Consider the following 24,705-nt stretch of genomic DNA (forward strand, 5'->3'; position numbering starts at 1 on the left):
ATGGATGTTTCGCAGTGATCAGCGATTTCTGACGCGTTGACACCCAATCTCGCCGCGTTTATAGTCTTGAACATCGTTCACAATAATGCAGGGTCGGTAATGCCGGCTCGCCAACAAAAATACGAGCCCAGGCAGCATTTCACAGGCTGCTGATGAAGGAGGTTTGCAGATGTCTGCTCGAGAATCGGCACCGAAGACCGTACGGCCTGACTTTGTACCCCGCGAAGCTTATTTGTCCAAGGATTACGTCCAGCTTGAAAAGGAGCGGATGTGGCCGAAGATCTGGCAGGTGGCCTGCCGACTCGAAGAAATCCCCAATGTCGGTGACTACGTTACCTTCGACGTCATCGACGAGTCCATCATTGTCACCCGCCTGACAGGTGACAGGATCAAGGCCTACTACAACGTCTGCCAACACCGCGGCCGCCGCCTTACCACTGGCTGTGGCCATGCCACCAAGTTTCACTGCAACTACCACGGCTGGCAGTGGAACCTCGATGGCAGCGTACTGCGTATTCTCGATGAGCAAGACTGGGCCGGTTGCCCGAACATGAGTCATGACGAACTGGCGCTCAAGGAAGTGCTGGTCGATACCTGGGGCGGATTCGTATTCATCAATATGGACCCCAATGCTGAGCCGTTGGCCAAGTACCTTGCGCCGGTGCCCGAGATCACCGATTGCTACGAATTCGAGAAGATGCGGTACCGCTGGTACAAGTCGGTGCGCCTGCCGTGCAACTGGAAAGTTGCACTGGAAGCCTTCAACGAGGGCTATCACGTCGCAGCGACGCACCCACAGATCCTCGATACTCAAGGTGACGACGTTACCCGCAGCTTCGCCTTCGGCAAGCACGGCATGTTCGACTATTCAACTGCAACCCGCCTGCCGGGTACTCCATCCCCGCGCACTGGCAAGCCGATCCCGGATGATATCCGCCCGGGGATGGTCAAGTTCTACCAGATCATGGAAGACCAGTTGAAGGCGATTTTCACCGATCGGGACAACGAGGCGACCAAACGGTTGATGACGGAAGTCGAGCCGACTCAGGACCAGATGCTGGTGCTGGGCAAAGCCATGCAGTTTCAGGTCGAAGCGGCCATCGCCGACGGCGCTGGCTGGCCGAATATTTCCATGGAACAAATGGCTCGCGCAGGTACCGATTGGCATGTCTTCCCCAACCTGGTGTTCCTCCACTATCCAGACGGGGCACTGTTCTACCGCGCCCGTCCTGATGGCGATAACCCCGACTCCTGCATCTACGATATCTGGTCGCTGAAGCGTTATGCGCCGGGCCAGGAGCCAAAGCTGGAGCGCGAGTTCTACCACGGTGTGGACGACTGGAAGAACGACACGGTAAAGAACTTCGGTCTGATCCTCAGTCAGGACTTCCAAAACATGGGGCAAGTGCAGGCGGGTATGAAGTCACGGGGCTTCAGCGGTTCGCGTACGAATCCGTTGCAGGAATCGTCAATTTCCAACTTCCACCGTGAACTGCAGGAATACCTGTTCGGCACGGAGTCCGCGCAATGAGCCAATGGGATGAGTCGTATGATCTGGTGATCATTGGCAGCGGTGGTGGCTCCATGTGCGCTGCACTCAAGGCCAAGGAACTGGGCAAACGTGCGTTGATCATCGAAAAACAGAGCAAGATCGGTGGTTCGACGGGCTACTCGGGCGGTGTCTGGTGGGTGCCGAACAATGCGGTGATGAAGCGTCATGGCGTGGATGATTCCTACGAGCGGGCCCGGCAGTATTTCGACAGCGTCGTCACCTACGAAGGCCCATCTACCAGTGTCCCGCGCCGTGAGGCGTTCTTGCGCACGGGCCCTGTGATTGTCGACTTTCTAGAGCGCAAGGGCATGGCGTTCGAATACGCCGACGGTTGGTCCGACTATTACGATGACCGCCCGGGCGGCGAGCCACGTGGCCGCTCCCTCGTGGCCAAACTGTTCGATGTGAAAGAGCTGGGGGAGTGGGAAGGGCGTCTGTCGCGCTACCGCGGTCCCGCCATGCCAGCCAATTCCAATGAATTCCCAACCCTGTTCCTGCTCAAGCGCACGTGGGCAGGCAAGCGTAAGGCCATGCAACTGGGCTTGCGCCTGCTCAAGCAAAAGGTTCGCGGCCAGCATGTGCTAGGTGGCGGTGCCGCCATTCAGGGGCGCATGCTACAGATCGCGCTACGCGAGCAACTGCCCATCTGGACCGAGTCTCCAGTCGAAGAACTGATTGTCGAAGACGGCCGGGTAGTGGGCGTAGCTGTGCGCCAGGGCACTCAGCTGCGGCGTATTCAGGCACATGATGGCGTGCTGATCAACACCGGTGGTTTTTCGCACAATGCCGAAATGCGCAAGCGCTACCAGCCGCAACCGGCATCGGCGGCGTGGACCAACGCAAACCCAGGCGACACCGGCGAAGTGATCCAAGCCGCCATGCGCCTGGGGGCAGCCACTGATTGCATGGACGAGGCATGGTGGGTGGTCACCTCGCTCGGTCCGGGCGAAACATTGCCGGAAGGCGCGCGCACGCCCACCGGTGAACCGTTGCCGTTCATGCATCACCTGGACTTGTCCTTGCCCTACTCGATCATGGTCGATCAGGACGGCGAGCGCTTCTGCAACGAAGCCGGGTCGTACATGGAAATCGGCCAGCGCATGTACCAGCGTCAGGCCGAAACAGGCAAGGCCGTGCCAAGTTGGGTGGTGATGGACAGCCGACAGCGCAAGTTCTACCCCTGGGGCACCGCCATGCCTGGCCAGGTCCCTCAGCAATGGCTGGACAGCGGCTACATGATCAAGGCCGATACGCTCGAGGCGTTGTCGAGCAAGTGCGGCATCGATACCGGCGGGCTGCTCAGAACCGTCAAGCGCTTCAACCAGTTTTGTGTCACGGGCAAGGACGAAGATTTTGCCCGCGGCGGCAAAGCGTTCGACCGTTGCCATGGAGACCCGACCATCAAGCCCAACCCCAACCTGGGTGCGATCGAGCAAGGCCCGTTTTATGCGGTGCGCATGTACCCAGGCGACGTCGGCACTGCTGGCGGCCTGGTGACCGATGAATATGCGCGGGTGCTGCGCGAGGACGGCCAGCCGATTGCCGGGCTCTACGCCACGGGCAATGCGACGGCAGGGGTAAGCGGGCGAGCGTATCCGGGGGCCGGTACCAGCATCGCGGCATCGTTCATCTTTGCCTACATCGCTGCTGCGCATTCGGCAGGGCAAGAAAAGATCTGGTGAGTACGTACTCAGCCTTGTGATTCGGTTCGAATGGAGAGCATTGAAATGACAGCCTCAATTCCAGAAGGCGAGATCCTGGTCGGCATCTACCGGCGCATGACGCGGATCAAACAGAATGACGACCGTTTTCGTGCGGTGTTGAAGTCCGGCAAGCTGGTCATGCCGTATTACTCGCCGCGCGGGCAGGAAGTGATTCCCTCGGCAGTCTCGGCATGCCTGAACGACGAAGATTACATCTGCACCATTTACCGCGGCGTGCATGACATGATCGCCAAAGGTATTCCGCTCAAGGACCTCTGGGCCGAGTTTGGAGGCCGTGCAACCGGCACCTGCAAGGGCAAAGGCGGCCCTATGCATGTCACCCACCCGGCCACGGGCGTGATGGTAACCACCGGTATCGTCGGCAGCTCGATGCCCATTGCCAACGGCCTGGCCCTCGCCGCGCAGATTCGCGGTGAGAAGCGCGTCAGTGTGGCTTATTTTGGTGACGGTGCGAGCAACATTGGCGCCTTCCACGAAGCGCTGAACATGGCGTCGGTGTGGAAGTTGCCAGTGATCTTCGTGTGCCAGAACAACGGTTACGCCGAGCACACCAAGTATGCCTACGGCACCTCCGTGGCAAATATTGCACAGCGCGCAGCGGCTTATTCGATGCCCGGCATCACGGTAGATGGCAACGACCCGGTGGCCACTTATCGCGCAGCCCGCGAAGCAGTCGATCGCGCGCGGGACGGCCAAGGGCCGTCTCTGATCGAAGCCAAGACGTTCCGGTTCCATGGTCATGTGTTCGGTGACGCCGACGGCTACATGGACAAGGGCGAAAAAGATGCCTGGATGGCAAAGGACCCGGTGCCTCTGCTGCGTAGCTGGCTCATCGCAACTGGCCTTGCCAGCGAAGACTACCTGGCCAGTATGGAAGCCGACATCGAGCGTGAAATCGACGAGGCCGTCGAGTTTACCTTGAACAGCCCCTACCCGGATCTCGCGGAACTCCAGCGCGACATCTACAAGGATGAGGTCACTGTATGAACCAGCCAGCCAAGATCAACAGCATTCAAGCGATCAACCAGGCAATAGATGATGCCATGGCGGCCGATGTCAACGTCATCGTGCTAGGTGAGGACGTGGGTGACAAGGAGGAGGGCGGTATCGTCGGCGTAACCCGCGGCCTGTCCAGCAAGTACGGCGATTCACGGGTTCGCTCCACACCGATCGCCGAACAGGCGATCATTGGTGCGGCTATCGGTGCGGCCATTGTCGGCATGCGCCCGGTGGCAGAAATCATGTTGATGAACTTCACCACCGTGGCCATGGACATGATCATCAACCATGCCGCGAAGCTGCGCTTCATGTCAGGCGGCCAAACCCACGTACCCATGGTCATCCGCACCATGACCGGTGCGGGTTTCGGTACCGGTGGGCAGCATGCCGATTACCTGGAGGCCTGGTTTGCCCATACCGCCGGTATCAAGGTGGTAGCCCCCTCCAGCCCTGCGGACGCGTATGGCTTGATGCTTTCGGCGATCGAGGACGACGACCCCGTACTGTTCATTGAAAACATGCCGACCTACTGGGCACCCGGCCCTGCGCCTGAACGTGGAAAGAAGATCCCGTTGGGCAAGGCCAATGTCCTGCGCGAAGGTACCGACGTCACGCTGATCAGCTATAGCCGCCGCGTTCTGGACTGCTGTGCGGTGGCAGAGAAGCTGGCGGCTGAGGGTGTCTCGGCCGAAGTGATCGACTTGCGCACTATTTCGCCGTTGGACACCGGCACCTTCCTCGCTTCGGTAGCCAAAACCGGCCGTGCGGTGATCGTCCATGAGGCGGTCAAGCCATTCGGGGTCGGGGCTGAAATCGCTGCGCTGATCTACGAATCACTTTACGGGCAGCTCAAGGCCCCCGTTCAGCGCGTAGGGTCCAACTACGCGCCTGTGCCTTTCTCCAAGCCGCTTGAAGACGCACATGTTCCCAGCCTCGAGCAGATTGAAGCGGCTGTCCGCGCAACGCTCAAGTGAAATTCAACCCAAGGAAACAGCCATGAGCACCCAGATCCTGCTGCCCAAACTGGGCTTTTCAATGAATGAAGGTACGTTGTCCGAGTGGCTGGTTGCAGACGGCGCCACCGTCGAGGAGGGGCAGATCATCTATGCCCTGGAAAGCGACAAGTCGATCCAGGAGGTTGAGGCGCCTGCGAGTGGCACCTTGAAGATCATTGCTGAGGCCGGTGAAACCTACGAGGTTGGTACGGTGTTGGCCGAGATCGTCTGAAACGTCAGGTAGGGAGAAGCTAATGAGTGTCGAGAGCCCAGCGGCCAAACAGCCCAGTAACACCCAAGCCGCTCTAGCTGAACCGCTAAAGTTCGGGAGCGATCTGCCGGCTTGGCCACAGGTCGATTTTGGCGAATTTGGCGAGATCGAGACGCGGCCGCTCAGTCGTGTGCAAGCGTTGACGGGCAAGTACATGGCGCGCAACTGGGTGATGATTCCCCATGTCACGCACCATGACGATGCTGACATCACCGAGCTCGACGTCCGCCGCAAGGCCCTCAACGAGGCTGGGGCCACTACCAGGCTTACCCTGCTGCCCTACCTGATAAAGGCCGTTGTCGGCGCGCTGCAGAGCTTGCCACAGTTCAATGCATCACTGGACGGCAGTGGCAAGAACCTGGTGCTGAAGAAGTATTTCCACATCGGTGTGGCGGTTGATACCAAGTTTGGTCTGCTGGTACCCGTGCTCCGGGATTGCGACCGCAAGACCATTCATGAGCTGGCTGCCGAGCTGCAGGCCATTTCTTCCAAGGCGCGGGACAAAGGCCTGGCAATGACCGAAATGACCGGCGGTTGCTTCACCATCAGCTCGTTGGGAAGCTTCGGCGGCACGGCGTTCACGCCGATAGTCAACGCGCCGGAGGTGGCCATTCTTGGTGTTACGCGAACACAGGACAAACCCCGTCGCGGTGCTGGCGACGCCATTGAATGGCGCCAAACGTTGCCGTTGTCATTGAGCTATGACCACCGGGTAATCAACGGGGCCGATGCCGCACGTTTTACTGCCAGGCTGGCCGAGTTGCTGGCAGACCCTGCCGCCCTGGAGGGCTGACCGCACACTGTTTGTACCCTGCATAAACGTAATCCGTTCTACAACAGCCTGATAAGAATGACGGAATATCGATGAAGACTCTTGGTGAGATGACAGAGCGCAACGCTCGCTATTTTCCTGCTGGCAATGCTTTCACCAGCGCGTCGCGCCGGGTGAGCAATTTTGAATTAGCCGTGCGTGCGCGTCGGCTTTCATCCCATCTCTATCGAGCGGGCCTGCGCCGCCAGGACCGCGTGGCGATCCTGTCGACCAACTGTGTTGAATATTTTGAAACCTACCGTGCCTGTGAGTGGGCAGGCTTTATCGCGGCAACGGTGAATTTCCGTCTGGCGGCGCGGGAAGTTCATTACATTCTGCAGGATGCCTCGCCCAAGGTGCTGGTGTTCGAAGCGCAGTACACGGCGCTGGTCGACCAGCTGCGTGGCGAACTGCCCTCGATCGAACACTTTATTTGCATTGGCGTAACCCCGCAGTGGGCTACACCGTTCGAGCAAGCTGTTGGCGACGGGGACGAGGCGGGGCCTCCCATCCGTTCGCAGCCCGAAGATTTCGCCTACCTGATGTACACAAGCGGCACCACCGGCACGCCGAAGGGGGTAGTCCGAACCCACCACGCCATGTGCAGAACGGCAGAAAGTTGTGCATTGGTCACAGGTTTCAGCGGTGCGACGAGGGTATTGCAGACCACCCCGGCCTTTCACATTGGTGGCATTGGCTTCGTCAACTCCGCAGCGTGGATGGGTGGTTCAACGGTGGTGCAAGCGGGCTTCGATCCCCTCGCGGCAATGCGTGCTATCGAGGATGAACGGGTTTCATTCACGTTCATGGTCGCCGCCATGCTGCAGTCATTCCTTGACCACCCGCAGATAGACCAGTTCTGCCTCAAGTCCCTTGATCATGTGGTCACGGCTGCAGCGCCTATTCCAGTCCCGCTGTTGAAACGTGCCATCGACAAACTCGGCCCGATTTTCTCAGTCCAGTATGGGATGACTGAAAGCAATGCCTGTGCGTTACCACGTCATGAGGTAGACCCGTATGGCAGCGCCGACCAGATCAGACGTCTGGAATCGGTGGGTATCCCTGGCCCCGGGTTCGACCTGCGCATCGTCGATGACGAAGGCCGGGACTGTGACCAGGGTGTGCCTGGTGAGGTGTTGCTGCGCTCCGATACCCAACTGACCTGCTATTGGAACAATTCGGTAGCCACCATGGAAGCGCTGCGCGACGGCTGGTACCACACCGGTGACATGGGCTACCAGGATGCCGATGGCTACCTTTTCCTGGTCGATCGCAAGAAAGACATGATCATTTCCGGCGGTGAAAACATCTACAGCCGGGAAGTTGAAGTCGCGCTTGAGTTGCACCCCCACGTCGTTGAGTCCGCAGTCATTGGGATCCCGGACAGCAAATGGGGGGAGGCGGTGAAAGCCTTCATCGTACCGACTGCGGGAGCACACCTCAGCGAGGCCGAACTGATCGGCCACTGCAAGTCGGTCCTTGCAGGATATAAGTGCCCCAAGGCCATCGAGTTCGTCAGCGAACTACCGCGGATCGCCACCGGGAAGATCAACAAGGTGGCTCTGCGTCAACGCGCTCAAGCTAGCCATGGTTAGGTGAAGATCATGCTGCCGCCCAGACCTACCCTCCATCGACAATGAGAGACTGCAGTATGAATTTCGAATTCAGCCCCGAGGATGAGCGCTTCCGTCAGGAAGTCCGGCAGTTTTTTCAAGAAAGCGTAAGCCCCGAAGTAGCACACTTCGGCTACGTGGGGGCACACCCTCCGCCCCGCGATGTTCTGCGCCAATGGCAGAAAACCCTTCACGCAAGGGGCTGGGGCGCGCCGCACTGGCCAGAGGCCCATGGTGGTACCGATTGGTCACCCATTCGCAAGCACATTTTCCTTGAGGAGATGCTCAACGCCAATGGCCTGGACTACGGCTGGCAAGGCACCCACATGATGGCCCCCGTGGTGATTGCGTTCGGCAACGCGTGGCAGCAGCAAACCTTCCTGCCTCCTCTGCTGGCAGGCGAGGTGTTCTGGTGCCAAGGCTTCTCCGAACCGAACGCAGGCTCGGATTTGGCCAGCCTGAAAACCCGTGCCGAACTTGACGAAAGCGGGACGCACTACGTGGTCAATGGCCAGAAAATCTGGACCAGCGATGCGACGATTGCCGACTGGGGCTTCTTCCTGGTTCGTACTGATTCGACCGTCAAGCCGCAGCGGGGCATTTCGTTTCTGCTCATCGACATGAAAACACCTGGTATTACCGTGCGCCCGATCATTTCCATCGACGGTGGGCATGGTCTGACGGAGGTTTTTCTGGAAAACGTCCGGGTGCCGAAGGAGCAGTTGGTCGGTGAGCCAGGCATGGGGTGGACCTATGCGAAATACCTTCTCGAGAAGGAGCGGACTTCCAGCGCATTCATCTACTTCAACAAGCGGGAGTTGGAAAAGGCCAAGGCCATCGCTAGATCGGAAATGATTGACGGTATACCGCTGCTCGATACCCCGGCGTTCGCCCGCAAGGTGGCGGAAATCGAATGCGACATTCTGGCGCTCGAATGGTCGGTACTGCGCATTCTCGCCAAGGAAGAGCTGCGCGATAACCTCGATGCTGTTGTCTCGACATTGAAAGTACGAGGTTCAGAACTGCAGCAGCGCGTAACAGAGCTGCAGGTCGATGCCATGGGGCCTCGCGCTCTGCGCTTCTTCACGCACGACATGCTGGAACAGGACGTACCTGAGGCTGCAGATGAAGTCTGGCCGGGCCACATGCTGGGACGTACCAACATGTACTTCTTCCAGCGCGCCGCGACCATTTACGGCGGGGCACGTGAAGTGCAGAAGAACATCATCGCCAAACTGGCTTTCGGACTCTGAGGGTTTTCACATGGATTTCAATCTTTCCGAAGAGCAGTTGATGCTGCGCGATGGTGTAGAGCGTTATATCCGCGAGGATTACGGTTTTGAGCAGCGGCGGCACCAGGCGACTGCTGGTGAAGGCTTCAGCCGTGAACATTGGCAAACTTTTGCAGAACTTGGCTGGCTTGCATTGACACTGCCAGAGGATGTTGGCGGGCTGGACTGCTCATTCGTCGAGGCTGCAGTAGTACTCGAATCGTTTGGCCGGGGCATGGTGCTGGAGCCTTTCATCAGCAGCGTGATGTTGTGCGCGCGCATCGTTGACCGCTCGGGTAGCGACTACCACCGCAAGGACTTGCTGCCAGCCCTGGTCGAAGGGCGGATGTTGCTTGCGTTTGCAGACAGCGAGTCGGGGTCGCGCTTCACGTTGGGGTGCGTCGACGATACCGTAGCGCGTCGTGCCGGCGATGGTTATCAGCTTGATGGCTTGAAGACACTGGTCTTCGATGCGCCCTCTGCCGACAAGCTCCTGGTCACTGCACGCCTGGATGACTATCAGCACCCGGCCGTATTCATCGTTGACCGCAAGTCCCCCGGCGTTGAGGTCATCGAATATGCGCTGGTAGATGGTACGCGGGCCGCCGATGTTCGGTTCAACCGGGTTGAGCTGGCTGCGGCGGCCTTGCTCATCGAACCTTCGCGCAGCCAGCCGATCCTTGAGGAAGCCTACGACCGTTCGGCGTTGGCCGTGGTCGCGCAGAGCCTTGGCGTGATGCACGGGGTCATGGACATGACGGCCGAGTACATCAAGACCCGTAACCAGTTCGGCCAGCCTATCGGCAAGTTCCAGGCCTTGCAGCATCGTATGGCTGAAATGTTCGTAGAAGCGCAACACGCACGGTCCATCCTGTTCCGCGGCATGGCATACCTCGACAAGCCCGCCAATGAACGCCGCCGAGCAGTCTCGGCGGCGAAGGCCGCGACTGGCAAGGCTGGGCGGTTTGTTTGCGCCCAAGGCGTGCAACTGCATGGTGGTATCGGCATGACCGAGGAGTATCCGGTTGGCCACTATTTCCGTTTCATGACGCTGCTGGAAAAGCGCTTCGGTGACACTGATCACCATTTGGCGCGCTTTGCCAAGGGGTACTGACAGTCGTGTAGTCACCCACCCTTTCACTTGAATGAGACGGGCTAGCCATGAGTAAGGCAGGACAGAACACGCCGTTGCTGAACGCCACCAGGGTTCTGATTGCGATACCCGGATGCCCCAGTTTACGCGGCCTGGCGGATGCCATGCGTGATCAAGGAGCGGCCTGCCAGGTACTCGACGCCGACCAGGACTTCACTGACCTTGCGGCTGTCGAAGCCGCAGTCGCTCGGGCCAAGCTGGCATTGGGGGGCATCGACGCGGTTGTCCTGGCTGTGGGCAATGCGCAGAGCCGCGATGCCCAGCCCGTGGTGGCGCTTTCGCCGGAACAGTGGAGTTCGGCCTTGTTGGCTCCGCTGCGCACCAGCCGCCATTGCTTGCAAGCAGTGTGGCGAGCACTGACCCCTGGCTCGGCGAGTGTCGTGCTGGTTGGCCCTAACTTTTCACTCACGGGGGCAGGCGGGTTTGCTGCCCTGTCTGCTTTGAGCGAGGCGCAGCGCGCAATGATGAAGTCGGCAGCGCGTCAGTGGGGAGGGCAAGGTATCCGGCTCAATTGGCTTGGGCTCGATCCCACTGTATTCGCGGGGCAACTGGTGGGCGCGGCCCTGCCGCTGAGTCCGGAAATGGGCCCACCACCGCCTGCGCTCGGGTTCGTCCCGGGGATCGAGACGGGGGTCGTGCAAACAATCGCGATGCTGGTCGGCGCTCGTGCCGTGACCGGTGCATCGATCCCCGTGGACGGTGGCGTATGGATGGTCCCATGAAAAAGACAATGCCGAGCAACAGCCTCGCGGGGCAAACTGCCCTGGTCACCGGAGCGGGCGGAGGTATCGGGAGGGGTATCGCTCTGGAGCTGGCCGCCGCGGGTGCGCGGGTAGTGGTAGCGGCGCGACGCAGTGCTACTGGCGAGGAGACCGTCCGGCTGGTGCAGGCCGAGGGCGGGGAAGCGCTGGCAATTGAAGCAGACGTCACGTCTCTGTCAGACATGCAATCTGCGGTCAAGGCCGCCCTGGAGCATTTCGGAGGGCTGGATATCCTCGTCCATAACGCCACCCACGGCGCCTCTGGTCATCCTAAACAACTGCAGGACTTTGTAGACGAGGACTGGGACGCCCAGGTCGCTGTTGACCTTGTGGGGGCACACCATTGCGCACTATCGGCCCATGAAGCGTTAAGCGCCAGCGGCGCCGGCCGCATGATTCTGCTGTGTTCGACATTCGGCCTCCACGGCGCCGCCCTGAACCCTGCCTACGCAGCGATCAAGGGGGGTATTCGTGGCTTGACCAAGGCCCTGGCACGCGAGTGGGGGCCGCAGGGCATCACAGTCAATGCTATCTCGCCTTCAGCGCTTACGGCGGCATCGGCAGCGTTCTTCGACAGCAACCCAACACTGCGCGATGCGTACATCGCCAACTTTCCCCTCGGTCGCATGGGCCATGAACGTGACGATATCGGCAGGGCGGTGGTTGGGCTGTGTGGCGAAGGCATGGGGTACATCACGGGCCAGATCATCCAGGTCGATGGCGGGCTTTATACCGCGGTTTGAAACGGAGAACGAAGATGAATCGACTGACAGGCAAAGTTGCCATCGTGACCGGTGCTGCATGGTCGGCATGAGTCAGGACCTATTGCTGCAACGTCTGGAACGGGTGGAAGCGCACCTAGCCATAGGCCAGTTACCTGCACGCTATGCCTTGGCCGTAGACTCCCGCGATCTTGACGGCCTGGTTGGCCTGTTCGTGGACGATGTCGATTGCGGCCGCTGGGGCAAGGGGCGTGAGGCGCTCGCGGCGTTCTACGGCTCCGAGCCGATTCTCAAGGCGTTCCATCGCTGCGTTCACCAGATCTGCGGGCAGACCATTGATTTTCAGGATGCGGACCATGCCACTGGCACCGTGTATTGCCGGGCGGAGCATGAGGACGGAGAGCACTGGGTGGTCATGGCCATCTGTTATTTCGACCACTACCAGCGCCGGGATGGGCAATGGTTTTTCGTTCGACGCGATGAGCGCCACTGGTACTCCACCGACTGGTTGCAACGCCCTGGCAATCCCCAGTGGCAGAACTGGCCGGGCAAATACACGACCGAGCGCCACCAACCGCGCCTGCCCTCGAGTTTTCCAACCTGGGAAGGTTTCTGGTCCGGCTCTGGCAGCAACGCCCCTCGCCGATGATCTGTCACGCTATTTGAGGTGTTACTCCATGGACTCGCTACTGGCTCCACTGTTCGACCCCCTGCGCATCGGCTCGCTTCAGCTGAAAAATCGCATCGTCATGTCGCCGATGACCCGTAACTTCAGCCCTGGGGGTGTACCTGGCGAGAGGGTAGCCGGATATTACCGGCGACGTGCTGAAGGTGAGACCGGGTTGATCATCACCGAGGCCGTCGGGATCGATCACCCCGCAGCTTTGGGCGAGGCCGGGATCGGCGAATCGGATTTGCCTCACTTGTACGGTGAAAGCGCGCTAGCCGCCTGGCGCCGAGTGGTACAACAGGTCCATGAGGTCGGTGGTGTGGTCTTCCCGCAACTCTGGCACCAGGGGGTCATGCGCCGTCAGGGCACAGGCCCACACCCAGAGGTCGCTTCCATGCGGCCATCGGGCATTTGGGGACCGCAGGGAGGGCTGACCTCATCCCCGGATAGCTATGTACAGAGCCAACTGGTGCCTACCGAGCCCATGACTGAACGGGATATCGCCGACGTCATCCAGGCCTACGCACGCAGTGCTGCCCACGCCCGTGACTGCGGTTTCGATGGTATCGCCATACATGGCGGTCATGGCTACCTGATCGATAACTTCTTCTGGTCGATCACCAACCAGCGGCGCGATAGCTGGGGTGGCAACCATCGCGAACGCAGCCGCTTTGCCGCTGAGGTGGTGCGTGCCATACGCAGCGCTGTGGGCCCGGAAATGCCGATCGTGTTTCGGTTCTCGCAGTGGAAGCAGCAGGATTTCAAGGCCAAGCTGGCCTACAACCCCTCAGAATTGGAACAGATGCTGACACCGATCGCCGAGGCGGGCGTTAGCGTCTTCGACGCCAGTGTGCGCTTCTTCGACCGCGCAGAATTCCCCGATCAAGGCGGTGAAGATGGCCTTTTGAACCTCGCCGGCTGGGCTAAGAAGCTGACCGGTTGCTTGTCCATGACAGTGGGTGGGGTTGGCCTGAACAACGGTATGTATGACAGCAACAAGAAAGGCGGGGCGCAGGCCAGTGACAACTTGCCTGCGTTGATGAAGCGATTTGATCGCGGTGAGTTCGACCTGGTGGGTGTTGGTCGCTCATTGCTGCAGGACCCACACTGGGCACGCAAGGCACGCCTGGGCCTTGATTTCGATGCGTTTTCCAATGAAGCGCTGTCGGCACTTAACTGACACATCCCGCTGCGATCACCTGACGTGCATCGCCTCATTCCAATAACAAGAGGGTGCAGCATGACTGCCCAAGACAACGATCAATGGCGTATAGCCATGCGTGAATGGCGCGAGCACTGGCGCTTAGGGCTGGCGGCATTGCTAGGCACGGGTGTGTGCCTTTCGGTGTGGCCTTCGGTGTCCAGCCTGTTCGTTGCGCCGCTGCAGGCAGCGTTTGGCTGGAGCAGGGGAGACATCGCACTGGCGCACAACGCCAGTCTCGCAGCCGCACTTATCGCTCCGGTGCTTGGCAGGCTGGTGGACCGTGTCGGTGTGCGTCCGGTGTTGCTTGCGGGGGTAATACTGACCGCCTGCGCCTATTTTTCACTGGCTTTGATGCACGGACCGCTACCGCTCTATTACTTGTTGTACGGGCTGCTCAGCGTATGCGGTGCAGCGACCACGGGTTTGACCTTCACCCGGGTGGTCACCGGCGCTTTCGAGCGCTCACGGGGACTGGCGCTGGCCATCACTCGATCAGGTCTGGCGTTATCGGGCGCTTTGTTACCACCGGCGGTGTTCGCCATTATCGCCACCTATGGCTGGCGCACAGGCTTCGTCGCCCTCGGTGGACTGATTTTGCTGACCGCTTTACCTACGGCCTGGTTATGGATAAGAGGCGCGAGCGTAGCTCCCACTTGCACCCCTGTGGGTAGCAAAGCTGAGGTTTCACTATGGGGGCTTTTGAAGAACCACAAAGTGATCCTGGTGTGCCTGGCCTCGGCATTGAACTATGCCCCGATCGTTGCCTTGCTCTCGCAGTTCCAGCCGTTACTGGTAGGGAAGGGGCTGGAGGCCGCTAGCGCCGCTGCACTGATCGGGGTGGTCGGCGTATCGGCGCTCATCGGCGCCTTTGTGACCGGGACGCTGGTCGACCGGATCTGGGCACCGCTGGTGGCTTGCCTATTCACCCTGGGCCCCGCGATAGGCTGCCTGTTGTTGCTACCGGAATCGCTCGAGCCCTGGATGGCGGTTATCGCGTTGGTGTTGCTCGGCCTGGGCCAGGGAGCCGAGATCGACGTCGTGGCGTTCATGATCGCGCGATATTTCGGCATGCGCTCCTACGCCTCGATTTACGGCATCAGTGTTTTCTGCATCGCCGTGATGATCGCTGTGCAAGGCTCCCTGATTGGGCTTTCGTACGATTACTTCGGCAACTATAACGTGGCATTGATGGTGGCAGCCGGCTGTTTCGTGTTGGCGGCGCTCAGTTACCTCGGTATGGGGCGGTACCCGACGGGTGAACAGGTATCCGCAGCCGCGATCGCTGCACGGGGCTCACCTGACGCGAGCGTGGCGCCCTCGAAATGACAGCCAAACCAGGCCGGCATCTTCTGCCGGCCTTCGCATTCGACCAGGAGCTTTGACAATGTCTGACAATGAAAACTGGAAAGCCGGTTACGACCTGATGGTCCGCATGATGGGCCCGGAATTTGCCAAAACAATGGAGGCCAACGTCAACTCAGGGCGTTTCGCCGCTGACGTCGGACGCATGGCCGTGGAACACGCATTCGGCGCCGTATGGTCACGCCCCGGGCTGGATCTGAAGACGCGTAGCGTTGTCGTGATCAGCACGTTGATCGCTCTGCGTCAGACCGAGGAGTTGCGCAATCATTTGCGCTTCGGCATCACCAACGGCCTGACAGCCGATGACATTCAAGAAGTGATCATTCAAACCGTCCCCTATGTTGGGTTTCCGGCGGTTTCCAGCGCGTTGGCCGTAGCGGTTGAGGTGCTGCGCGAGCGTGGCATGGACGGCGGGGCTCAAACCGCTGCTGAGACAGGACTGTTGTAACCCGCAATGAGAAGGGGCGGCCACGGCCATGATCGCCCCTTCAGTGTTCAGCGTCCTACACGCTGAAACGGCCTACGGCAACCTTTAGCTGTGAAACCAACATCGACAGTTGTCGGGACGCCTCCTCGGAGTGACCAGCACCGGCGGCTGTGCACTCCCCGGCACGGTTGATTTCCACGATAGTGCAATCCATCTCCATGGCAACCGCATGCTGCTGCTGGGCTGCAGCGGCGATTTGCAGGCTTTGTTCAAGGATGCGGCCAGCGCAGGCCAGGATGTTGCCAAAGGCGCTTTCCACCCGTTGCGACTGAGTCCTGCACAGGTTCGCCTTCTCATGGCTGGCGCTCATGGTGCTGACAGCGATGCTGACCCCTTGCCCAAGTGCTTCGATCATGTCCTCGATTTCGCGAGTGGACTGCTGGGTACGCTTGGCCAGGGTACGAACCTCGTCGGCCACCACGGCAAAGCCCCTGCCTTGCTCGCCGGCTCTTGCCGCTTCGATGGCGGCATTCAAGGCGAGCAAGTTGGTCTGTTGTGCGATGCCGTTGATGACATCGACGATGCGACCTATCTCATGGCTGTTTTGGGCAAGCTGGTTGATGGCCGTGACCGACCTTTCCATTTCCCCGCCAAGGTCTGCGATCGCGCCTACCTGCGTGCCCACCAGGGCCTGGCCGGTGATGGTCTGCTGATTGACCTGCCGGGCGCTGTCCACGGCCAGTGCTGCATTCCCCGCCACTGAATCTGCGGTCGACGACATCTGGCTCATGGCCGTTGCCAGCACGCCGATCTGGTCACGCTGATTCGAAATGGCCTGAAAGCCTTGAATAGAGTGCACTTCGACCTGCGCGGTGCTGTGTGCCACCTGTGCGGCGGTGGCGCTGACACCAACGATCAGCTCTCGTATGCGGGCAAGGGCGCGAGCAAGCGTGCGGCCGAGCTCACCCAGCTCGTCCCGGCTTGGCGGTACGTAGGCGGCCGTCATATCGCCATTGGCGACCTGCTCGAGCAGCTTACCCAACCCTCGCAGTGATGAACGAATGGATAGGTAGTAGCCCCCGAACAGGTAGGCGATGGTCAATAGCAGTAACACCTGCAGGGCTACGAAGGTCAGCAAATTGGCGACCTGGCGGTCGACCCGGCGTTGCAGGTTTTCGCCAATTCGATCGATCACTGCGCTGTTCAGCTGGTAGGTTTTAGCCATCTCCTCACTGACCTGGACGAAAAAAGTCTGCCACGTACCCTTGAGCTCATCGCCTACCAGCAATTCATTGGCCAGCAGGCGCTGCTGTTGAGCCAGCGTTTGCAAGCTTTGCGCGCCTGGTTGGTCCAGCGCTGGATCGTGCAGATCCGCAAGCGTCTGGCGGTACTCGTCTTCCAGGCCGCCCAGGGTCATAAGGTTTTGTTCCAGCCGTATGGCGTTGGCTGATCCGAGTTGCTGGTCGAGCATAACCAAGGCTCCGAGCCCACGGGTCGTGCCCAGCGCTGCGACGACCCGCGGCGTACTGCTGGTCACCAGGTCGACCAATTGCCGGTTCACACGGCTTCGATCTTGTGAGAGACCGGCTTCGGAAACAATTGCCTTGTTCAAGTTCAACGCATGTGCCAATTGCTTGCGGCGGATTTCCAGTTTGGTTGACCAGCGTGCCTCTTGATTGGCAGCGCGCAGGCCTGCGACGAGTGCGTCGCGCTTTTCGCCAAGAACACTTTCCTCGCCCCAGGGTATGCCGTCCAGACGTTGTAGGGCCTCAGCTTCAAGGGCCTCAACCTGCCTGATCGCCTCGGCGGCGCGGCCTGTAGTGCCATGTACCAGCAGCAACTCAGACAGATCGACGAGTGTTTGAAGATCCCGACTGACATCCAATGCCGTGCGTAGTGTGCCCAGGCTATCCAGTTCAACACGGGTTGTAGTGATTTGCCCGTAGATATCGCGGGTCAGGTAATACTCGGCTGCCAGCAATGGCAGCAGCAGCAGTGCGCAGATCAAGCTGGACTTCAGGGTGAAGCTCAAACGGTTCATTAACACGATCGCTGGGGTCAGCAAGAATTGCATGTCGGCTTCCTTTCCCGTTTGGGTATCGGTTCTTGTTGTAAGGGGCGGGCACATCCAACGTGCGGTCGCACGGGTGCAGGACCGGTTGCAGGTGAGTGCGGCCAGGGGGTGTCGAGAGAGGTCTTGATTGGAGCAGCCTGCCCGGGCGGGCAGGCTGCTGTAACGCGGATACCTAAGCAGTTCTGGCCGTTGCGGCCTTTTTGTGACTTGGCTCGGCTGCCGCTTCTGAGCGCATTTCTGGCGCCTCCAGGCTGGCCGCCTGTGCCTGTTGACGCTGTTCACGGCTTTGCAGCAGGAAGTACGAAAGTGCCGGAATCAGAATCAGAGCGCCCAGCATGTTCCAGAGGAACATGAACGCCAGGAGAATGCCCATGTCCGCCTGGAACTTGATCGGTGACCATGCCCAGGTGATCACGCCCGCGGCCATGGTCATGCCGACCAACGCGACGACCCGCCCAGTGAACTGCAAGGAAGCGGTGTAAGCCTGGAACAAGGTGACACCACGGCGCTGCAACAGCAGCTGCACCGACAACAGGTACAGCGCATAGTCGACCCCAACGCCAACCCCCAGTGCGATCACCGGAAGGGTCGCTACCTTGACCCCAATACCAAGCCAGACCATGAGTGCTTCGCACAGTACCGTGGTGATCAGCAAAGGAATCAATGCGACCAATACGGCACGCCAGCTGCGGAACGTGATAAGGCACAGCAGGATCACACCCACATAGAGCAGCCCATGCATTTTGTAGAATGACTCTTTCACCACAATGTTGGTCACCGCCTCGATTCCCGCACTCCCGGCAGCTGGCAGGAATTGCACTTCGGCGCTGTTGTGCTCTTTGGCAAATGCTTCGGCGCGTTCCAGCACGCGGCTGAGGGTACTTGCCTTGTGATCGCTCAGATACGCCATGACCGGGAACACCGAGCATTTAGGGTTGAGCACGTCCGGATTGTTGACCAGCACTTGCGAGGCCGCGTAGCCCAGCGACCGCGGCTCGCGGATGATGCTGTTCCATTTGAAGTAGCCTTCATAGGTGCCCGCGACGCCACGCTTGGTGAGCGTGGCAAAGGACTCAGTGGCTTGCACACCCGGGACATGGCTCAGTTCCCAGCCCAGCCGATCTGCTTCGAGCAAGTTGCTGAAATGGTCACAGACGTTAGGTTGGGTCTTCACCAGGATCGCAAACTGGTCGTTGGACAACCCGTAGTTCGCCGTGACGAACGCGACATCCCGGTTGTAACGCGATTCTGGCCAAAGTTCGGGGGCGCCAGCACTGAGGTCGCCGATTTGCAGGTCGTGGCGAACGAACAATGCGGCGGTGCTAAGCAGGGCAGCGACGATTACCGCGCACCATGCCCACTTACGTTGGGTAAAGGCTGCAAAGAAGGCCCAGATCCGGGTGGGTTGGCTGTGATCGCCGCTCTGCTCGCGCAACGAGCGCTCGGCAGCGTGCTGGCCCACACCCGTGTAGGAAAGAAGGATAGGGATCAGTATCAGCTTGGTGAAAATCAGTACCGAGACGCCGATGCTGGTGGTCAGCGCGAGATCCCTGATCACCGGGATATCGACAATCATCAGCACCGCGAAACCAACAACGTTGGCCAACAGAGCTGTGAGTCCCGCCATGAACAAACGTCGGAAGGTGTAGCGCGCCGCTACATACTTGTGAGTCCCACGCCCGATGTCCTGCATGATGCCGTTCATTTTCTGCGCACCGTGGGACAACCCGATGGCAAAAATGAGGAAGGGCACCAGGATCGTATAAGGATCCAGTTCGTAACCTGTCAGATGCATGAGCCCCAACAGCCAGACCACGCCCAATATTGAAACGGCGACCAGCATAAGGGTACTGCGCAGACAACGCGTGTAGCCATATACGAACACGGTGGCGATCAATGCAGAGATGCCGAAAAACATCAGGACTTTGTCCAAGCCCTGGATCAGATCACCCACCAGCTTCGAGAAGCCAACGATGTGAATTTTGATACCGTCACGTTCCTTGCTGCGCACGTTCTCTTCAAGGGCTTGAGACAACGCTTTGTAGTCAATGGGCAACCCAGTGTCGGCGTAGCGGTCCAGTACTGGCACGGTGATCATCGAAGACTTGTAATCATTCGCCACTATCCGTCCTGGAGCCCCAGAGCGATTCAGGTTCTCGCGTAACTCAGCGAGCTTTTCCGCAGAGCCATCGAAATGGTCGGGCATGACCGGGCCGCCGCGCATGCCATCTTCGGTTACCTGGTTCCAACGCAGGATCGGGGTCCATAGCGATTTCATCCAAGGCCGATCAAGGCCGGGCGTCAGGAACACCTCATCGTTGACCTCCCGCAAGGTCTGGAGATAGGCCGGGTCGAAGATATCGCCGTCGGTATTTTCGACCACGATACGCAGGCTGTTGCCCAAACCACTCAGTTCGTTGCGGTTGTCGATGAAGTTTTGAATGTAGGGGTGTGAGGTGGGGATCATCCGGTCGAAATTGGCGTTCACGACCAGGCGTGTTGCTTGCCAGCCCAGAATCAAAGATACCAATGCAATGATCAGTATGATCACCGCGCGGTAATTGAAAATAAGTCGCTCGACGCGGTTACCGGTCTTCTCATCGAAATCTCGACGATGCGTGATCACGGGATATTTGTCCGTGGCCTGGTCCATCTTTATAGCCATCGCGGTTTCTCCGATGGGGAAGCAGGTGCTCGCGCTGTCCAGAGGACGCACGACTCATTGTTGTTCAGGGTTGCGCGACGAGCCGTACCCCATCAGGGCCGATTGCCACGAGTCCGGAACTGGCAGGGGTCACCCCATAGACAGGCATGCGACCAGCCGATAATTTGCTGGCAATGCGACTGCCGTCTGCACTGCTGACCAACAAGGTTCCACCGGCGGTGGCCAGCACGAACCTGCCATCAGCCAGCTGAGTGCCCGCGTTGATCGCGTCACTGCTACCGGTATCCAATTTGATCCAGGAGTTCCCGTCGTCACGGCTGATGAATGCATTGCCGCGTAGGCCGAAGACCACCAGCAAGCCCTCTCGGCCTGTCAGGCCAAAGAACGAGCCAGGGTAAGGGCTCTCAAGCTTGACGAAACGCTGCTGGTCCCGATCCAGTCGCATGAGTAGCCCCAATTCACCAACGATGTAGACGTGGTCGCCTACCTTTTTGATGGCATGCAGCGAGTATTCATCGGGGTTCTCAGTACGGTCCATCCATGGCTGCCAGTGTTTGCCGCCATCGTCGGTGTGCAGGATCAGGTTGTACGCGCCTATAGCCCAACCGTTTTTCTCGTCATCGAAGTACACATCCATCAGTGGCCGTACGGGCCCGCTCTGCTGCAGTGTCTGTGCGTTCTCTTTTGCCCGATCCAGGGCTTCACTGCTGCCAGTCACCCTCGCGTAATATTGAGTCGAGAGCTCGCCGATCTGCCGCCCATCCAATTGGTGTGTCCAGCTTTTTCCGCCGTCTTCGCTGTGCAAGACGACGCCGTCATGACCCACCGCCCAGCCCTGCGAAACGGTGGGAAAATAGACCGCAGTCAAGTCGCTGCTTAGAGGTACTTTGCTTTGGGTAAAGTGCTCGCCGGCATCCATTGAGCGCAGTACATGGCCCCGTGGGCCTACTGCTACCAACTGCTTGCCACCATTACCCGCGAGCCCGTAGAGCGCCGAGCGAACAGCTCTGTCTGACATCATCGCGGGCTGATCGAGCGGGTCGGTGAAGGCTAGGGCGGGGGCTATGCAGGCACACATTCCTCCGCTCAACGCCAGCACCTTGAGTAGTGCTTTCATTATTCTTCTCCCAGTCTTGTAGAACACCGGTGCAACGTGGAACACCGGTCATCGCTATGAAAGCGGAACGACAGCAGCAGGCGAGCCTGCTGCTGTCGTATCCATCAACGCTGCGATTGACGGGCCAGCGATTCAGGCGTGAAGAACTGGACAGGTTGCATCTTGGCTTGCGGGAAGATGCCGCCGCGAGCCCCGCCGGTGATGCTGGAGTGGTAGTAAACCCCAGTGGCGAAGTCGAACAACCAGGTGGACGACGTGTGCGGGATCTGTTTGTCGTACATTTGATAAGCCGGCATGTAGACGCCCTTGGCCAATTTGCCTGAAGCATCCCACGCATCCGTCATGCCAGCGCCGAGGATGTCCTCATCGTAGTAGAGGGTACGCTTGGGCTGGACGTGCCGCATGCCTGGTTTCAGGGTCAACTCGACCACGTGTACCCGGTGCAGTTCCCAGCGGGTGGCCTCAGGGTTTGGGTGATTCGGCTGGAGAAGGTCATCGGGCGAGGTCGACGCCCAGTCGTAGTTGTTATAGGGAATGATCATCTCTTTCTTGCCCACATACTTGAAATCGTACCGGTCTTGCTTGCCCGAGAAGCCGTAGATTTCGTCGTAGAGCATGGCGCCGCCCGATGTGGAGACCGGGAAGTCATACTCGGCGTCCGGCGAGCGCCGCACCCGACGTTGGCCTGGGGAGTAAGCCCACGTTGGGTTTGGCGTCGCTACCGGGTTGAGGTAGAAGCGCTGCAAGTTGCCCTCACCCACGTTTCGAGAGGGGGCCGTGTAGATGTTCAGCTGGGTCAGATAGGTGCCGATAGACGCGAACTTGTCGACATCCAGCTCCTTGTTGTAGTACTGCGCGTCGCCCCGGTTGTTGATGCCCCCTGTCAGTACGCGGCTGCCCTTGGAATCGACGTACCAACCCTCACCCTTGGTAATGTTGGATTCACCTTTATATTGCAGTTGAGCATTCCAGACGACCTCATGACCTGTTTTGGGGATGGGGAATGGAACACCACCAAAGCAGCCCTCGACGGCCAAGCCGTCCTCGATGGTCTTACAGCGGGTGGCATTGGCAATACTGTTCTGATTGATCCAGTCTGGGTAGTTCGCGGTCCGGTGCGTCGGGTAGACCGGCACTTTGTAGGTATCCGGGAAGCGCTTGATCAGCGCTTTGGTGCTTTCGGACAGCTTGTCGGCGTACTGATCGACGTTTTTCGCGGTGATCACGTACAGCGGTTTTTCATTGGCGAATGGATTGACCCAATGCCCGCTATCAGGCTGAAAACCTGCTGGTTTGCTTGTAGTGGGAAGGCCGCCAGTGTAGGCAGGAATGGTGCCGTCCTTGTTGCCTGCGATCTCGGCCCCCCACGGGGTGAGCGACTTACCCAGCTCGGCGGCTTCCTGGGGCGAAACGGCTGCATGAGCGGCACTGGCTGAAAGGATGGCTAAAGCCAGCGTTGGGGTCGTTATTTTCATGCTGGAACTCCCGATCAGAATGCGGTCTGGTAAGTAAGGATCAGCGTGTCACGGTCATGCAGGAAGCCCAACCCGGAGTATGCGTTGGCGCCTCCAATATTGCCGGTACGGCCATGACGTGCGGTATAGGCAAGATCAAACTGGTGCTTCATGGAGCCAGCGAAATACTCCAGGCGCGGGCCCAGCTTGACCAGATAGGAATCCTCCGGTGGGATACCTGCGTTCTGGGCAGCCGGGTTACCGTACAAGCCGTAGGTGGCGAAAATTGGGAAAGATACATCCAGGCTAGGCATTACCTGTTGCCAAACCGGTGTGAACGAAACACTTGCAGCCGCAGCATTGCGCGTCGAACAGCCACGCAGCAGCTCGTTATCTTCGCAGCGCCCTGCAACCGACCCACCCTCGCTGTCGCTGGCGTTGAAGAATGACTTGTTATCGGTCACTTTGACCAGATGCATGTAGTCAAACTGAGCAGCGACTGCGCCGCTGTCGAAGAATGCGTTTTTGTTGATGGTGAACACGCCGCTGAGCAAGGCATGCACGGTATCACCGCGAGCGCCGTCCAGGTTCGAAGGTTCCGGCTGGCCGATTGCGACAAAGGTCTGCCCGGTAGTGTTGAGTGGCATATTGGTCCGGTAGTTGACTTCGGCACCGATACTGACGGACTTATAAACGCCGTTCCAGGTCAGACCGTACAACTCGATATCCTTGGCGTACACAGCCCGGGCATAGGGCGCGGTAGGGGAGCTCACGATGACTTGGTTGGCCCAGCTGGCATACTTGTCGTCGAATTTCCGATACCACAGGCCGAAGCTGCTATCCATGCCCCAGCTCGGTGACCAGCGCAGGCCGACCGCGATATCACCATTGTCGCCTTCTTTCGCATCGCGACGCGCTACACCTGGCGCCAGGAAATCCGGCCCAAGCAAAGCACCATCGGACACGGCATAGTAAGTGCCGCCTTCCGATACCCGCGATGGCTCGAAATCGTAGGTGTACTGGAACATCAGAGAGAGTTCCGGAACCAGTTGCCAGGTGGTTGCAAACTGGCCAATGGGCAGTGACGTTTCCTTGGCCGAAGCGCCTGGGCTAAGGTCGCTCAGCAGCCCATCGTTTGGTGACATGGAGTAAGACACACTGCTGCCGTTGCCAAACAGGAACTCGCCTGGTAACCAGGCGAAGCTGCCCACCTTGGCATTGAGCTCGGTAGACCCGATATTGAAGTTGCCCCACACGAAGTAGTCACGAAACTCAGCCGATGGACCAGCGTAGTAGCGATCGACAACACTCGAGTAGCGGTTGTTGCGGTAGTTGGCCACGCCTTCGAGGCCTGGGGCGCTTTCGCTCTTGTCCGGGAAATTGTGGTCGTACCAGGCCGCGCCGCTCACCCGCAGACCGTACTTGTCCTGCCAGTTGAGGTCGAATTCGCTGAACAGATCGAGGCGCGACAGAAACACATCCCCTTTGTCGGCCAGGCGATTACCCTCGTCAAAGCTTGGGTTGTTTGCCAGATTATTATCGCGACCATCGACGCGCCAGCCTTGGTTGTAGCGCACCGTCGTGTCCAGGCTCATATTGAGGTCGGGGTTGCCGCTATCGATGCGCAAGGCGAACGCTTCATCGCTGGCCCCCATGGCCAGGCAAAGCCCAGCAAGCATCATCGGCGCTGCGGTGAGGGGGCGAGTAACTAGCATTTTCCTTTTGTCCATCTGAAGTGCCCTCTGAATTGTTGTTTTTGTTTTCATTCGAAGCGCAGTGGCGTAGAGGAGCTGCGCTCGTAAATCTGTGCAATACCAGGAGCTCTGCTTTTAACCCATGAGGCAGCTGGCTCATGACAAG

At 59.2% G+C, this 24,705-nt stretch carries 20 protein-coding genes; 15 read left to right on the forward strand and 5 right to left on the reverse strand.

Annotation, left to right across the window (positions count from 1 at the left end; genetic code table 11):
* Nucleotides 1-169: 169 nt before the first annotated feature.
* The 15 genes from MRBLPB4O_RS11560 to MRBLPB4O_RS11630 all read left to right on the forward strand — a co-directional run bounded on the left by MRBLPB4O_RS11560 (nt 170) and on the right by MRBLPB4O_RS11630 (nt 15,556).
* Entirely contained in the window at nt 170-1,531 is a 1,362-nt protein-coding gene (locus MRBLPB4O_RS11560; RefSeq protein WP_341798520.1) for an aromatic ring-hydroxylating dioxygenase subunit alpha, read from the forward strand.
* Nucleotides 1,528-3,234: an FAD-dependent oxidoreductase gene (locus MRBLPB4O_RS11565; RefSeq protein WP_341798521.1), complete on the forward strand. Its 1,707-nt coding sequence runs from the start codon at nt 1,528-1,530 to the stop codon at nt 3,232-3,234. Before MRBLPB4O_RS11560 ends, MRBLPB4O_RS11565 begins: the two co-directional genes overlap by 4 nt.
* Nucleotides 3,235-3,279: 45 nt before the next feature.
* Complete coding sequence (locus tag MRBLPB4O_RS11570) at nt 3,280-4,263, forward strand: thiamine pyrophosphate-dependent dehydrogenase E1 component subunit alpha (protein ID WP_341798522.1); 984 nt, start codon at nt 3,280-3,282, stop codon at nt 4,261-4,263.
* The gene (locus MRBLPB4O_RS11575) at nt 4,260-5,249 is read left to right on the forward strand and encodes an alpha-ketoacid dehydrogenase subunit beta (protein WP_341798523.1); all 990 of its coding nucleotides are present in this window, start codon (nt 4,260-4,262) and stop codon (nt 5,247-5,249) included. The genes MRBLPB4O_RS11570 and MRBLPB4O_RS11575 overlap by 4 nt, the downstream gene beginning before the upstream one ends.
* Nucleotides 5,250-5,271: 22 nt before the next feature.
* Nucleotides 5,272-5,502, forward strand: a complete 231-nt coding sequence (locus tag MRBLPB4O_RS11580) for a lipoyl domain-containing protein (RefSeq protein ID WP_341798524.1) — start codon at nt 5,272-5,274, stop codon at nt 5,500-5,502.
* Nucleotides 5,503-5,524: 22 nt separating this feature from the next.
* The gene (locus MRBLPB4O_RS11585; RefSeq protein WP_341798525.1) at nt 5,525-6,334 is read left to right on the forward strand and encodes a 2-oxo acid dehydrogenase subunit E2; all 810 of its coding nucleotides are present in this window, start codon (nt 5,525-5,527) and stop codon (nt 6,332-6,334) included.
* Between the two features lie 71 nt (nt 6,335-6,405).
* Nucleotides 6,406-7,947 carry an AMP-binding protein gene (locus tag MRBLPB4O_RS11590; protein WP_341798526.1) on the forward strand — a complete coding sequence of 514 codons (1,542 nt, stop codon included), beginning with the start codon at nt 6,406-6,408 and terminating at the stop codon, nt 7,945-7,947.
* 56 nt (nt 7,948-8,003) lie between these two features.
* The gene (locus tag MRBLPB4O_RS11595; RefSeq protein WP_341798527.1) at nt 8,004-9,218 is read left to right on the forward strand and encodes an acyl-CoA dehydrogenase family protein; all 1,215 of its coding nucleotides are present in this window, start codon (nt 8,004-8,006) and stop codon (nt 9,216-9,218) included.
* A 10-nt stretch (nt 9,219-9,228) separates the two neighbouring features.
* Nucleotides 9,229-10,350, forward strand: coding sequence for an acyl-CoA dehydrogenase family protein (locus tag MRBLPB4O_RS11600; RefSeq protein WP_341798528.1), 1,122 nt, complete (start codon nt 9,229-9,231; stop codon nt 10,348-10,350).
* Between the two features lie 143 nt (nt 10,351-10,493).
* A complete protein-coding gene (locus MRBLPB4O_RS11605) occupies nt 10,494-11,111 on the forward strand; it encodes an SDR family oxidoreductase (protein ID WP_341798529.1) in 618 nt (205 codons plus the stop codon).
* The gene (locus MRBLPB4O_RS11610; RefSeq protein WP_341798530.1) at nt 11,108-11,893 is read left to right on the forward strand and encodes an SDR family oxidoreductase; all 786 of its coding nucleotides are present in this window, start codon (nt 11,108-11,110) and stop codon (nt 11,891-11,893) included. Before MRBLPB4O_RS11605 ends, MRBLPB4O_RS11610 begins: the two co-directional genes overlap by 4 nt.
* A gap of 67 nt (nt 11,894-11,960) precedes the next feature.
* Nucleotides 11,961-12,521 (forward strand): nuclear transport factor 2 family protein, encoded by a 561-nt coding sequence (locus MRBLPB4O_RS11615; protein WP_341798531.1) that lies wholly within the window; start codon nt 11,961-11,963, stop codon nt 12,519-12,521.
* Between the two features lie 28 nt (nt 12,522-12,549).
* Nucleotides 12,550-13,722 carry an NADH:flavin oxidoreductase gene (locus MRBLPB4O_RS11620; RefSeq protein WP_341798532.1) on the forward strand — a complete coding sequence of 391 codons (1,173 nt, stop codon included), beginning with the start codon at nt 12,550-12,552 and terminating at the stop codon, nt 13,720-13,722.
* Between the two features lie 60 nt (nt 13,723-13,782).
* Entirely contained in the window at nt 13,783-15,072 is a 1,290-nt protein-coding gene (locus tag MRBLPB4O_RS11625; protein ID WP_341798533.1) for an MFS transporter, read from the forward strand.
* A 58-nt stretch (nt 15,073-15,130) separates the two neighbouring features.
* Nucleotides 15,131-15,556: a carboxymuconolactone decarboxylase family protein gene (locus MRBLPB4O_RS11630; RefSeq protein ID WP_341798534.1), complete on the forward strand. Its 426-nt coding sequence runs from the start codon at nt 15,131-15,133 to the stop codon at nt 15,554-15,556.
* 55 nt (nt 15,557-15,611) lie between these two features.
* Here MRBLPB4O_RS11630 and MRBLPB4O_RS11635 read toward each other — a convergent pair whose 3' ends face one another.
* The 5 genes from MRBLPB4O_RS11635 to MRBLPB4O_RS11655 all read right to left on the reverse strand — a co-directional run bounded on the left by MRBLPB4O_RS11635 (nt 15,612) and on the right by MRBLPB4O_RS11655 (nt 24,611).
* Entirely contained in the window at nt 15,612-17,609 is a 1,998-nt protein-coding gene (locus MRBLPB4O_RS11635; protein WP_341798535.1) for a methyl-accepting chemotaxis protein, read from the reverse strand.
* A gap of 172 nt (nt 17,610-17,781) precedes the next feature.
* Nucleotides 17,782-20,262, reverse strand: coding sequence for an MMPL family transporter (locus tag MRBLPB4O_RS11640; protein ID WP_341798536.1), 2,481 nt, complete (start codon nt 20,260-20,262; stop codon nt 17,782-17,784).
* 76 nt (nt 20,263-20,338) lie between these two features.
* Nucleotides 20,339-21,391 (reverse strand): YCF48-related protein, encoded by a 1,053-nt coding sequence (locus tag MRBLPB4O_RS11645; RefSeq protein WP_341798537.1) that lies wholly within the window; start codon nt 21,389-21,391, stop codon nt 20,339-20,341.
* A gap of 104 nt (nt 21,392-21,495) precedes the next feature.
* Nucleotides 21,496-22,866: a DUF1329 domain-containing protein gene (locus MRBLPB4O_RS11650; RefSeq protein ID WP_341798538.1), complete on the reverse strand. Its 1,371-nt coding sequence runs from the start codon at nt 22,864-22,866 to the stop codon at nt 21,496-21,498.
* Nucleotides 22,867-22,880: 14 nt separating this feature from the next.
* Nucleotides 22,881-24,611 carry a DUF1302 family protein gene (locus tag MRBLPB4O_RS11655; RefSeq protein ID WP_341798539.1) on the reverse strand — a complete coding sequence of 577 codons (1,731 nt, stop codon included), beginning with the start codon at nt 24,609-24,611 and terminating at the stop codon, nt 22,881-22,883.
* Nucleotides 24,612-24,705 lie beyond the last annotated feature (94 nt).

The sequence above is a fragment of the Pseudomonas sp. LPB4.O genome (genome assembly GCF_038383825.1).
Classification (GTDB): Bacteria; Pseudomonadota; Gammaproteobacteria; order Pseudomonadales; family Pseudomonadaceae; genus Aquipseudomonas; species Aquipseudomonas putida.

Excerpts from the sequence above, each read along its gene's own strand:
- MRBLPB4O_RS11655 (WP_341798539.1), bottom strand. The coding sequence starts at position 24,611 with ATGAAAACAAAAACAACAATTCAGAGGGCACTTCAGATGGACAAAAGG.
- MRBLPB4O_RS11640 (WP_341798536.1), bottom strand. The coding sequence starts at position 20,262 with ATGGACCAGGCCACGGACAAATATCCCGTGATCACGCATCGTCGAGAT.
- MRBLPB4O_RS11630 (WP_341798534.1), top strand. The coding sequence starts at position 15,131 with ATGTCTGACAATGAAAACTGGAAAGCCGGTTACGACCTGATGGTCCGC.
- MRBLPB4O_RS11575 (WP_341798523.1), top strand. The coding sequence starts at position 4,260 with ATGAACCAGCCAGCCAAGATCAACAGCATTCAAGCGATCAACCAGGCA.
- MRBLPB4O_RS11595 (WP_341798527.1), top strand. The coding sequence starts at position 8,004 with ATGAATTTCGAATTCAGCCCCGAGGATGAGCGCTTCCGTCAGGAAGTC.
- MRBLPB4O_RS11565 (WP_341798521.1), top strand. The coding sequence starts at position 1,528 with ATGAGCCAATGGGATGAGTCGTATGATCTGGTGATCATTGGCAGCGGT.
- MRBLPB4O_RS11610 (WP_341798530.1), top strand. The coding sequence starts at position 11,108 with ATGAAAAAGACAATGCCGAGCAACAGCCTCGCGGGGCAAACTGCCCTG.
- MRBLPB4O_RS11585 (WP_341798525.1), top strand. The coding sequence starts at position 5,525 with ATGAGTGTCGAGAGCCCAGCGGCCAAACAGCCCAGTAACACCCAAGCC.
- MRBLPB4O_RS11560 (WP_341798520.1), top strand. The coding sequence starts at position 170 with ATGTCTGCTCGAGAATCGGCACCGAAGACCGTACGGCCTGACTTTGTA.
- MRBLPB4O_RS11600 (WP_341798528.1), top strand. The coding sequence starts at position 9,229 with ATGGATTTCAATCTTTCCGAAGAGCAGTTGATGCTGCGCGATGGTGTA.
- MRBLPB4O_RS11615 (WP_341798531.1), top strand. The coding sequence starts at position 11,961 with ATGAGTCAGGACCTATTGCTGCAACGTCTGGAACGGGTGGAAGCGCAC.
- MRBLPB4O_RS11635 (WP_341798535.1), bottom strand. The coding sequence starts at position 17,609 with ATGCAATTCTTGCTGACCCCAGCGATCGTGTTAATGAACCGTTTGAGC.
- MRBLPB4O_RS11620 (WP_341798532.1), top strand. The coding sequence starts at position 12,550 with ATGGACTCGCTACTGGCTCCACTGTTCGACCCCCTGCGCATCGGCTCG.
- MRBLPB4O_RS11570 (WP_341798522.1), top strand. The coding sequence starts at position 3,280 with ATGACAGCCTCAATTCCAGAAGGCGAGATCCTGGTCGGCATCTACCGG.
- MRBLPB4O_RS11650 (WP_341798538.1), bottom strand. The coding sequence starts at position 22,866 with ATGAAAATAACGACCCCAACGCTGGCTTTAGCCATCCTTTCAGCCAGT.
- MRBLPB4O_RS11625 (WP_341798533.1), top strand. The coding sequence starts at position 13,783 with ATGACTGCCCAAGACAACGATCAATGGCGTATAGCCATGCGTGAATGG.
- MRBLPB4O_RS11605 (WP_341798529.1), top strand. The coding sequence starts at position 10,494 with ATGCGTGATCAAGGAGCGGCCTGCCAGGTACTCGACGCCGACCAGGAC.
- MRBLPB4O_RS11580 (WP_341798524.1), top strand. The coding sequence starts at position 5,272 with ATGAGCACCCAGATCCTGCTGCCCAAACTGGGCTTTTCAATGAATGAA.
- MRBLPB4O_RS11590 (WP_341798526.1), top strand. The coding sequence starts at position 6,406 with ATGAAGACTCTTGGTGAGATGACAGAGCGCAACGCTCGCTATTTTCCT.
- MRBLPB4O_RS11645 (WP_341798537.1), bottom strand. The coding sequence starts at position 21,391 with ATGAAAGCACTACTCAAGGTGCTGGCGTTGAGCGGAGGAATGTGTGCC.